The organism is Pseudomonas sp. AFG_SD02_1510_Pfu_092 (assembly GCF_003331055.1).
In the GTDB taxonomy this organism is placed as follows: domain Bacteria; phylum Pseudomonadota; class Gammaproteobacteria; order Pseudomonadales; family Pseudomonadaceae; genus Aquipseudomonas.
Genome location: NZ_PUQD01000017.1, coordinates 66854 through 77125 on the forward strand (window position 1 = coordinate 66854; position 10272 = coordinate 77125).

Here is a 10272-nt window from a genome sequence, read left to right on the forward strand (position 1 = left end):
TGGCCTGATCGCGCGTTGTTCCCTCAGCCGATCAGTGCCAGGGCCTCTTGCAGGCTCAACGGGCGCTTCAGCCGTTGCGACAGCGTCGCCATGGCATCGGAGTAGCCCTTGGCAATCACCGCCTCGACCCGGTCATCCACGCATTGCAGGGCGATGAAGTCGCCTGTTTCCGGCTCACCGACGAACTCGATACGGTTCCAGTCCCGGGCGTGGCCCAGTACTTCGTAGGTGCGGCCATGCTGGTAGGTCCAGAAGAACGGCACATCGGCATAGCGGCGCTGTTCGCCGAGCATGTTGGCGGCAGCGATCACCCCGTGTTGCTGGGCCAGGCGCCAGTGTTCGATACGCACCGTGCGCCCGGTCAGCGGGAAGCTGGCGATATCGCCCGCGGCCCACAGGCCATCGGCCGCGCGCATTTCGGCATCGACCTGCAGCGACTTGTCGTCGTTCAGCCGCACGCCCTGAAGGAAGCCGGTCGCCGGCCTGACCCCGGTGCCCAGCAGCACCAGTGGCGTCTGCAACCGTTCACCGTTGGCCAGCAGCAGCGCTTCGACCTTGCCTTGGCCCTCGATGCGCTCGACCTCGGTGGGGCCATGGAAGACTACCCCTTTGCGTTCGTGCAGTTCGCGCAGGCTGCGGCCGATGCGCTCGCCCAGCTGCCGCACCAGCGGCACGGGGTGGCGGCTGACCAGGTGCACCTGCACGCCGTACTTGCGCAAGGCCGAGGCGGCTTCCAGGCCAATGAAGCCGTCGCCGACGATCACCGCCGGCTGCCCGGGCTCGGCCGCGTCCAGCAACTGGGCGGCATCCTCGCGGGACCGCAGGGTGAACACCCCGGGCAGGTCAATGCCCGGGATATCAGGCCGCAGCGGCTTGCCGCCGGTGGCCAGCAGGCAGGCGTCGTAGGCGATCAGCTGGCCGTCGGCCAGGGTGATCTGGCGTTTCTGGCTGTTCAGCGTGCGCACCTTGCCGTGTCGGCGCTCCAGCTGGCCCTTGCGCAACGCGTCTGCTTCGAGCAATGCCGGCACTTCATCGGGCGGCATCTGCCCGGCGATGACGAATTTGCTCAGCGCGGTACGGTCGTAGGCGGGCTGACGTTCCTGGTCGATCCACAGCAGCCGGCCAGCGAAGCCATGGTTCAGCAGGGTGCTGACCGCGGCGCTGCCCGCTGCACCCGCGCCGACCACGACGAAACAGCGGGCATCGCTGTGCCTGGGTGGCTCGATTGCCGGCAGCGGCTGGTCATCGACCCAGACTTCATCGCCTGCGACCCAGGCCTTGTAGCGGCGCAGGTCGGCCAGTGCCGGTGGTTCGCAGACCACGCCATCATCAACGGCAAAAGCGGCCTTGTGCCAGGGGCACACCAGTAGGCCGCCGCAGACCACGCCTTCATCGAGCGGGGCACCGGCATGCGGGCAGTTGCCTTGGTAGGCGTGCACCTGGTCGCCCTGGCGGATGAGGATCAGTTCTTCGTTGCCGGCCTGGACGCGCAGGGGGCGGTGTTCGTCGAGCTGGGCCAGGCGGGCCACGGCGTGCTGGGTCATGGGGGGTCTCCAAAGGGGCCTTTGGAACCATTTGACGCCTGGGCTGGGGAGGGGATGCGTTGAGCTGACAATCGGTGCAGGCTAGGCGTTTTTGTGTGGCCTGGGCGGGCCTCTTCGCGGGCATGCCCGCTCCCACAGGTTCGTCACAAGCTGTGGGAGCGGGCGTGCCCGCGAACGGGATCAACTGGCCCGTGCAGTACTCAGCGCACCAGCCCGGGTTACCCGCAAGGCCACCAGGCTACCCAGCACGATCAGTGCCGCCAGCGAATACAAGGCAGCATCGGTCGAGCCGGTCTGGTCCTTGATGAAACCGACCAGATACGGGCTGAGGAAACCGGCCATCTGGCCCACCGAGTTGATGATCGCCAGGCCGGCCACAGCGGCACCGGCGCTAAGCAGCGCGGTAGGCATCGGCCAGAACATCGGCAGGCCGGTGAGCGCGCCCATGGTGGCGATCGACAGGCCGAGGATGGCGATGGCCGGGTGCGCGGCGAAGTTCACCGCGATCAGCAGGCCGACAGCGCCCATCAGCATCGGCAGCACAAGGTGCCAGCGGCGTTCGTTGCGCAGGTCGGCCGAGCGCCCGCAGAGAATCATGAACACCCCGGCCAGCAGGTACGGAATGGCGCTGAGCCAGCCGATCAGCAGCGGGTTGTCGAAGCCCATGTTCTTGATGATCGACGGCAGCCAGAAGTTGATCGCGTACACGCCGCTCTGGATGCAGAAGTAGACGAAGCCGAAGGTCCAGATCAGCGGGTTGCTCAGCACCGCCAGCACGCTGTCACCGCTGGTGTTCGGCTTGCCGGCAGCGTCGGCCTGCAGGTCGGCGGCAATCATCTCGCGCTGAGCCGGGCTCAGCCAGGCGGCCTTCTGGTAGCCATCGCTGAGCAGGAAGATCGCCAGCACGCCAAGGGCGACGGTCGGCAGGCCCTGGATCAGGAACATCCACTGCCAGCCGGCCAGGCCATGCTGGCCGGCGGCAAAGTGCTCGAGGATCCAGCCCGAGAACGGCCCGCCGAGCAGGCCCGATACCGGGATGGCCGACATGAACAGGGCCATGATGCGCCCGCGCCGGGCCGCCGGGAACCAGCGCGAAAGGTACAACACCACACCGGGGAAGAAGCCGGCTTCGGCGGCACCGGTCAGCAGGCGCAGGGTGTAGAACTCGGTGGGCGTGGTGACGAACAGCAAGCAGGTGGACAGGCTGCCCCAGGCGATCATCATCAGGGCGATCCAGCGCCGTGGGCCAAAGCGGTTGAGCGCCAGGTTGCTTGGCAGGCCGCAGAGCACGTAGCCGATGAAGAAGATGCCGGCGCCGAGGCCGTACACGGTTTCGCTGAATTGCAGGGCGTCGAGCATCTGCAGCTTGGCAAAGCCGACGTTGACGCGGTCCAGGTAGTTGAACAGGTAGCAGATGAAGATGAACGGAATCAGCCGCAGGGTGATGCGCCGGTACAGCGCGTTGCGGGTGGTGTCCGTGCCTTGGTCAGGGGCGGGGCTGTGTGCCATGATCGGGTTCTCTGTTGTTATGGTTGTCGCCGCGTCGCCTGTTCCGGCGCTCGCCCTGACGAGTCTCGGGGACTGCGGCGTGCCTGTCTTTGTGCTTTTGCACAGTGCCTGGGCCAGGCTGCTGTGCCCGGGCCCAAAAGCCTGACCACCAAAGGACCGTTGAATGTTCGAACTCGACCATGACCTGGCACAGGATATCGTTGACCGGGCGATGGCCATTCTGCCGTGCAACGTCAATGTCATGGACAGCCAGGGGCTGATCCTCGGCAGCGGCGAACCGGAGCGCATCAATACCCGCCATGAGGGCGCGCAGCTGGTCCTGGCCAACGGCCGCATCGTCGAGCTGGACAGCGACGCGGCCAGATGCCTGAAGGGTGTGCAACCCGGGGTGAACCTGCCGCTGATGCTCGATGGCCGGCTGATGGGCGTGCTCGGCCTGACCGGCGATCCGCAGCAGGTGCGCACCTATGGCGAGCTGGTGCGCATGACCGCCGAAATGCTCCTGGCCCAGCGCCATTTGCAGGCCGACCAGCAATGGCGCCGACAGCGCTGCGACGACTTGCTGGCCCTGCTGCTGGGCGGCAGCGGCGACTCCCCGCGCTTGCTCGACGAAGCCCGCCAGCTGGGCCTGAAACCGCAGCTGTCACGGGCACCTTGCCTGTTCGAACTGGCCCCGGGCTCACCCGCCGAGACGCTGGCGGCATGGTTGATGAGCCGCTACCCGGACAGCTGGTGCGTCAGCCCGGCCCGCCAGTCGTTGCTGTGGTGCCGCCCGGCTGGCGTGATGCTGGACGAGGCGCGTCTTTTGGAACGCCTGCAACGCCATGGCTGGGTGGTCGAGCGGCTGGCCCTGGGCACTGCCGCGCAAAGCCTCGAACAGCTGCGCCGCGGCTACCGCCGGGTGCGCGACTTGCTGGCCTATGGGCGCGAGGTGCTGCCGGCCGAGCGCCTGCTCAGCCTGCAGCGCTACCGGTTACCGGCGTTGTTGTGGCGGCACCGCAACGACGATGCGCTGGATGAATTGCTCGAGCCGTTGCAGCGCATTCGCGCCAAAGACAGCAGCGGCCAGTTGCTGCCGACGCTGCGCGCCTGGTGTGCCCATGACGGCCAGAGCCAGGCCTGTGCCGACGCCCTGGGCATCCACCGCAACAGCCTGCGCTACCGCCTGGAGCGGATTGCCGAGCTGGGCGAGGTAGACCCGTTGCGCATGGAAGGGATGCTCAGCTTGTACCTGGGGTTGCAGTTGCTGCCGGTCGACTGAAGGCGAAAGGCATCTGCCCAAACAACCCGTCCGGCGTTTTGTGCATTTGACCGAGGCCAGCTTGCCAGCCACCTGTCAGCATGCCGCTCATCAGGACAGGAGAAACCCCATGAAGATCGTCATTGCCCCCGACTCGTTCAAGGACAGCCTCGACGCCGCCGGCGTCGCCCGCGCCATTGCGGCAGGCCTGGGCCAGGCCTGGCCGGAGGCCGAGCTGGTCGAGTGCCCGATGGCCGACGGTGGCGAAGGCACCATGCAGGCCATTCTCGCCGCCAGCCACGGTGAACTGCGCCGGCAGACCGTGCGCGGGCCGCTGGGGCAAAGCGTCGAGGCCGGCTGGGGCTGGTTGCCGCAAAGCCGCACGGCGGTCATCGAAATGGCCCAGGCCAGTGGCTTGCAACTGCTGCCGACCGGCTCGCGCGATGCCTGCCGCAGCAGCACCTGGGGCACCGGCGAACTGATTGCCGCGGCGCTGGCCGCTGGCGCGCAACGGGTGGTGCTGGCGATTGGCGGCAGCGCCACCAACGACGCTGGCAGCGGTATGTTGCGGGCCCTGGGCCTGCGCCTGCTGGACGCTGACGGGCAGGCGCTGGAGGAGGGTGGCCTGGCCTTGGGCAAACTGGCCAGCATTGACGCCAGCGACCTCGATCCGCGCCTGGCCGAGGTGCAGTTCGAGGTCGCCGCGGACGTCGACAACCCGCTGTGCGGGGCCAACGGCGCGTCGGCCATCTTCGGCCCGCAGAAGGGCGCCACTGCGCAGCAGGTGCAGGCCCTGGATCAGGCCCTGGGGCATTTCGCCGACCACTGCGCGCAGTTACTCGGCGAGGATGTGCGCGATTACCCAGGTTGCGGCGCCGCCGGCGGCATGGGCTTCGCGGCGCGGGCGTTCATGGGCGCGCAGTTCCGCCCCGGGGTGGATGTGGTGGCGGAACTGGCCGGCCTCGAGGCGCTGGTCCAGGGCGCCGACCTGGTGATTACCGGCGAAGGGCGCTTCGATGCCCAGACCTTGCGCGGCAAGACGCCGATGGGCGTCGCCCGGGTGGCCAAGCGCCAAGGGGTACCGGTGCTGGTACTGGCCGGGACCTTGGGCGAGGGCTACCAGCAGTTGTATGCCCACGGTGTCGATGCCGCCTTTGCCCTGGCGGACGGGCCGATCAGCCTGGAACAGGCCTGTACCCGCGCCGCAGAGCTGCTGCAGGCGCGGGCGTGTGACATTGGCCGCTTGTGGCGCTGTGCGCTGCAACGGTGAGCGAAGCCCGGTTGGCGGCGACCTAGGGGAGCAACTGCCGGGCCTGGCTGGCCGGCAGCACGGCCAATTCGCCGAAGCGTTGCGCCGCGTCGATGTAGCGCAACGCCGATTTGGCGTCCTTCCAGCCCACGTAGCTCATCAGCGCCTTCAGTTCCCAGCCATTGGCCGTGGCCCAGGTGGCGAAGCCGCGGCGCAGGGAATGCCCGGTATACAGCGCCGCCGGCACCCCGGCGCGCTCCAGCATGCGCCGCAGCAGGCCGACCAGGCTGTTGCTGTTGAGCGCAGCGTCGCCGAGGTTGCCCCAGCGGTCGAGCTTGCGAAACACCGGGCCGTGGGCGATGCCGGCGACTTCCAGCCATTGCAGGTAGGCCGTGACCGGGCACAGCGCCTTGAGCGCCGGGGTGCGGTGTTGCACGCCCAGGGCCTGGCGGTCGCCCTTGCTGCGCGGCAGGAACAAGCTGATGCCGACACCGGCCTCGGCCTGGATGTGCTCGACCCGCAGGCGGGCCAGTTCGTCACCGCGAAAGCCGCGCCAGAAGCCCAGCAACAGCAAGGCAGCGTCACGGCGCGCCCGGCGCAGGGCGGCCAGGTCATGCTGTTCGCGGGCCTGGCGGGCTTCTTCTTCGAAACACGCCACTGCGCTTTGCAGGTGCTGCAGCAACAGCGGCGCGGCCTGTTTCGGCGGTGCCGGGTGCAGGGTGCGGATGCCGCGCAGTACCTGGCGCACCAGCGGCGCCTTGGTCGGGTCGGGGAAGCCTTGGGCGATGTGCCATTGGCTGAGCGCGGCCAGGCGCTGGCGCAGGGTGCTGACCGCATGCTGGTCGGCGTGATCGGCCAGGTAGCGGGCGATGCTCTCGGCCGTGGCCGGCAGAAAACCGCCCCAGTGGCTTTCGAAATGGGCGATGGCGGCCTGGTAGCTGCGCCGGGTGTTGTCACGCGTGGCGGCGCGCAGGTAGCGCTCGATGTCGGTCATGGTGCGGGTGTCGGTAGGCAGTGCGCACACGATAACCCGAAACCCTCAGGCGCTGCAGCATGCCTTGTCCTCGATGCCATTGAACGGCGGGTAGTCACGCAGCTGCGCTGGCGACAGCGGCCGGCTGAAATGGTAGCCCTGGGCGATGTCGCAGCCGGCCAGCTTCAGGCACACCACCTGTTCGCGGGTTTCCACGCCCTCGGCCACCACTTCCAGGCCCAGGCGCTTGGCCAGGATGATGGTGGAAGAGACGATCGGGCTGTCGTCATGGCTGTTGGACAGCGGCGCGATCAGCGAACGGTCGATCTTCAGCTTGCTCAGCGGCAATGAGTGCAGGTGGGCGAAGCCGGCATAGCCGCGGCCGAAATCGTCCAGGCTGATACCGAGACCGGCAGCGCGCAGGGTATGCAGGTGCGCCACTGCCGTGCCTTCAGGGTCGAGAATGGTGGTTTCGGTGATCTCCAGCTCCAGCCGCTGCGGGGCAATCCGGTGCCGTTGCAGTTTGCTCAGCAGCCGCGCGGCGAAGCCCGCCTGGCGAAGCTGCAGCGCCGAGACATTGACCGCCAGGCGTGTCTCGCGGCCCTGGGCGTCCCAGCTGGACAAGGCTTCACAGGCCAGACGCAGCACTTCCCAGCCCAGCTCGACAATGAAACCGCTGCGCTCGGCCAGGTCGATGAACCGGTCCGGGTAGAGCAGGCCGAATTCCGGGTGGTCCCAGCGTACCAGCGCTTCGTAGCCCAGCACCTGCTGGGTGTCGAGGCGAATCTGCGGCTGGTAGTGCAGCACGAACTGGCGCTCGGCCAGGGCGCTGCCGAAGGCCTGCTCGAGGGTGAAGGCCTGGATGTCGGCCAGGTTCAGCGACGGGTCGAAGAAGCGGTACTGGGCGCGCCCGGCCTGTTTGGCCGAGTACATCGCGGCATCGGCACTGCGGATCAGGCTGTCGATGTCCTGGCCGTCGCGCGGGCAGATGCTCACGCCCACGCTGGGGCTGGTGTTGACCTCCTGGCCATCGAGGGCGTAGGTGGCCGACAGCTTCTCGACCATCATGCGCACCCAGGCGTTGATCTGTTCCTCGCTGCGTTCGCCCGCCAGCAGCACCACGAATTCGTCACCGCCAAAGCGCGAAGCCTCGTCGCCGGGCTCCAGCAGGCGCTGGATGCGCCCGGCCACGGCTTGCAGCAGCAGGTCGCCGACCTTGTGCCCGAGCGAGTCGTTGATCGACTTGAAACGGTCCATGTCGATGAACAGGATCGCCATCAGCCGGCGCTTGCCGCGTTGCCGGGTCAGCGCCTGCCCAGCCACCTCGACGAACTGGCGGCGGTTGTGCAGGCCGCTGAGGTGATCGGTGGCGGCGGCATGGCTGCTGCGCCGGTGTTCGTCCTCGAGGCGGCCGATCAGCTGCTGGTTGACCTGTTGGGCATGTTCCAGCGCGCTGAAGGCCTCCTGGCGCTTATGTAACAGGCGCAAGGTCCACAGCAAGCTGGCAAGGATCATCAGTGTCATGCCCAGGTTCAGCCAGAACTGCCGCGCATAGGCCTGGGTCGAAGGCGCGAGGATTTCCTCCTGCCGCTGGCTGACCACCACAGTGAAACCACGCTCGGGCACGCGCCGGTACAGGCTCTGGTACGCGGCGCCGGCCAGGTACTGGGTCAGCATCCCCGCTTCTTGGTAGCGGTCTGCCAGCCCGGGCAGCAGCGGCTCGCCGGCCAGCACCAGGCCGCGGCGGTCGATGCGCAGGCGCTCCAGGCCGTCGTCTTGCAGCAGGCGCAGCGAACCACTGCTGCCGAGGTCGATGTGCTGGAGCAGCACCGCCAGGTAGCCGATGTCCAGTTGCACCACCAACACCTTGTCGATTTCACGGCCGGGCAGGTGGGTCAGCGGCAGCAGGAAGGGCAGCCCGCCGCTGGCCACGGTGGCCGTTCGGCTAGCGGGCTCGCTGGGCAGGAACGGGCTGAAGCCGTAGCGGGCAACGTGCCGCTGCAGTTGGCGCAACCAGTCTTCAGCCAGTTCAGCGGGCGCGTCGGCATGGCTGGCCGACAACAGCTGGCCGTGCCGGTCGTACAGGCTCATGCGCTTGACCACCGGGTCTTCGGCAAGTATTCGCGCCAGGTTGAGGTTGCCTGGGTGCAGCACCTTGAGGTCGCCCTGGGTGACCCGGCCCACGGCTTGGGCGCGGTCGACCAGCTGGCGCAGGCTTGCGCCAACGATGCTGGCCAGGTTCAGGTGCTCGGCGGCCTTGGCCGACAAGGCGTGCTCGCGGGCGGCGGCCCTCTGCGAAAGGTGCAGGCCCCAGAGAAAGGCCAAGGTGGCGGCACAGAGCATCAGAATCAGCAGCCGCAGCAGGTTGGCGGAGGAAAGCGAACGGCGAATCACTGCTGATAGTTCCCGGCCCTGGGTAATGGTCGAAAAATACGACAACAAGATGACAGCCTGATGACTGATGGCTCATTGCCTTTATTGATTTCCCTTGGCTGCCAGCGGCGTCTGCAGGCGCGCGGTTTCTTCCTCCATGTAGTCGATCAGCGCGCGGATGTCGGTGTCGCCCAAGCGCAGGTTGGGCATCGCCAGGCGGTTGTACTGCTCATACAACAGCATGGCCAGGGGGTCTTGGTCGGCCAGCATGCGGTCGGGTTCCTTCAGCCAGCGGGCCAGCCAGCTGGCCTCGCGTTGGCGGGTCACCCCCAGCAGGTCGGGGCCGATAGCACGTTGCCCCGGCTCGGCGTTGCCCAGGGTGTGGCAGGACGAGCAGCGGGTGCGGAACAGCTGCTCGCCACTGCTGGGCGTGCGCACTGCGGGCGCCTGGGCATAGTCGTGGGTCATGGCGCTGGCCTGCTTCCAGTTGTGCAGGCTGTTGCCCAGGCGGTCGGCGAGGATGTACGGGTTTTCGAAGGGCGAGACCTTCATCCAGCGGCCGGTGGCCTGGTTGCCGATGATCAGGCTCAGGTTGTGATCGCGGGAGCGGCCATTTTCCAGGCCTTCGATGTACAGACCCAGGCTGCGGCGCAATTGTTCGATATCGGCGGCTTCGCCGGTGAGCAGCGTCCAGCCCGGGCCGATGGCGAATTTTTCGGCATAGCGCTTGAGCGTGGCGGGGGTGTCGTTGTAGGGGTCGATGCTGATGGAATAGAGGAAGATGTCCTTGCCGACCCGGTCACCGAGGATTTTCTGCACCTGGCGCAGGCGGGCGGTTTCCACCGGGCAGGAGTCGGAGCAACCGGTGAAGATGAAGTTGATGGCGACCACCTTGTTGCTGATCAGGTCGGTGAAGAAATGCACTTTTTCCCCGTCCTGGGTGAGCAGCGGGACATTGGGGAAATAGTTGGCGCCCCAGGGGCTTGTGTCTTGCTCGGCTACCGGCTGTTGCGGCTGCAGCGGCCAGTACGGGACACTGGCAGCGAACAGCGCAAGCACCAGCAGCAAACGCCATGAACCGGACATGGTGCGGTCCTCCTCGATAACGGGGCTGGGGGGGCTGGGGCCGCCGCGGCCCGCTTTACCTCAAACCGACCGCAGCGCCCTCAAGCCATGCACAGCCCCTGTGGGAGCCGACTTGCCGGCGATGGGCCGCAGGGCGGCCCGCTTTATCTCAAACCGACCGCAGCGCCCTCAAGCCATGCGCAGCCCCCGTGGGAGCTGGCTTGCCGGCGATGGGCCGCAGGGCGGCCCGCTTTACCTCAAACCGACCGCAGCGCCCTCAAGCCATGCACAGCCCCTGTGGGAGCCGACTTGCCGGCGA

Annotated in this window: 7 protein-coding genes; 2 read left to right on the top strand and 5 right to left on the bottom strand. The window is 67.5% G+C overall.

Features of this window, described 5'->3' with window-relative positions:
• Positions 1-23: 23 nt before the first annotated feature.
• Positions 24-1544 (bottom strand): apoptosis inducing factor family protein, encoded by a 1521-nt coding sequence (locus C6A77_RS10400; RefSeq protein WP_114169391.1) that lies wholly within the window; start codon positions 1542-1544, stop codon positions 24-26.
• Positions 1545-1724: 180 nt separating this feature from the next.
• Positions 1725-3053 (bottom strand): MFS transporter, encoded by a 1329-nt coding sequence (locus tag C6A77_RS10405; protein ID WP_114169392.1) that lies wholly within the window; start codon positions 3051-3053, stop codon positions 1725-1727.
• Between the two features lie 163 nt (positions 3054-3216).
• Between C6A77_RS10405 and C6A77_RS10410 the strand changes: the two genes are divergently transcribed.
• Both C6A77_RS10410 and C6A77_RS10415 read left to right on the top strand, forming a co-directional pair.
• Entirely contained in the window at positions 3217-4314 is a 1098-nt protein-coding gene (locus tag C6A77_RS10410; protein ID WP_114169393.1) for a sugar diacid recognition domain-containing protein, read from the top strand.
• Positions 4315-4423: 109 nt separating this feature from the next.
• Positions 4424-5563, top strand: a complete 1140-nt coding sequence (locus C6A77_RS10415; RefSeq protein WP_114169394.1) for a glycerate kinase — start codon at positions 4424-4426, stop codon at positions 5561-5563.
• A gap of 22 nt (positions 5564-5585) precedes the next feature.
• On the opposite strand, the gene C6A77_RS10420 is transcribed toward C6A77_RS10415, so the two are convergent.
• The 3 genes from C6A77_RS10420 to C6A77_RS10430 form a co-directional block, all read right to left on the bottom strand.
• Complete coding sequence (locus C6A77_RS10420) at positions 5586-6566, bottom strand: site-specific integrase (protein WP_114169395.1); 981 nt, start codon at positions 6564-6566, stop codon at positions 5586-5588.
• A 15-nt stretch (positions 6567-6581) separates the two neighbouring features.
• Positions 6582-8909, bottom strand: coding sequence for an EAL domain-containing protein (locus C6A77_RS10425; protein ID WP_114169396.1), 2328 nt, complete (start codon positions 8907-8909; stop codon positions 6582-6584).
• Between the two features lie 81 nt (positions 8910-8990).
• The gene (locus tag C6A77_RS10430; protein ID WP_114169397.1) at positions 8991-9974 is read right to left on the bottom strand and encodes an SCO family protein; all 984 of its coding nucleotides are present in this window, start codon (positions 9972-9974) and stop codon (positions 8991-8993) included.
• Between the last annotated feature and the right edge of the window lie 298 nt (positions 9975-10272).

What these genes read in the sequence shown, in the direction of transcription:
- C6A77_RS10405 (WP_114169392.1), bottom strand. Translation starts at nt 3,053, where the DNA reads ATGGCACACAGCCCCGCCCCTGACCAAGGCACGGACACCACCCGCAAC.
- C6A77_RS10415 (WP_114169394.1), top strand. Translation starts at nt 4,424, where the DNA reads ATGAAGATCGTCATTGCCCCCGACTCGTTCAAGGACAGCCTCGACGCC.
- C6A77_RS10400 (WP_114169391.1), bottom strand. Translation starts at nt 1,544, where the DNA reads ATGACCCAGCACGCCGTGGCCCGCCTGGCCCAGCTCGACGAACACCGC.
- C6A77_RS10410 (WP_114169393.1), top strand. Translation starts at nt 3,217, where the DNA reads ATGTTCGAACTCGACCATGACCTGGCACAGGATATCGTTGACCGGGCG.
- C6A77_RS10430 (WP_114169397.1), bottom strand. Translation starts at nt 9,974, where the DNA reads ATGTCCGGTTCATGGCGTTTGCTGCTGGTGCTTGCGCTGTTCGCTGCC.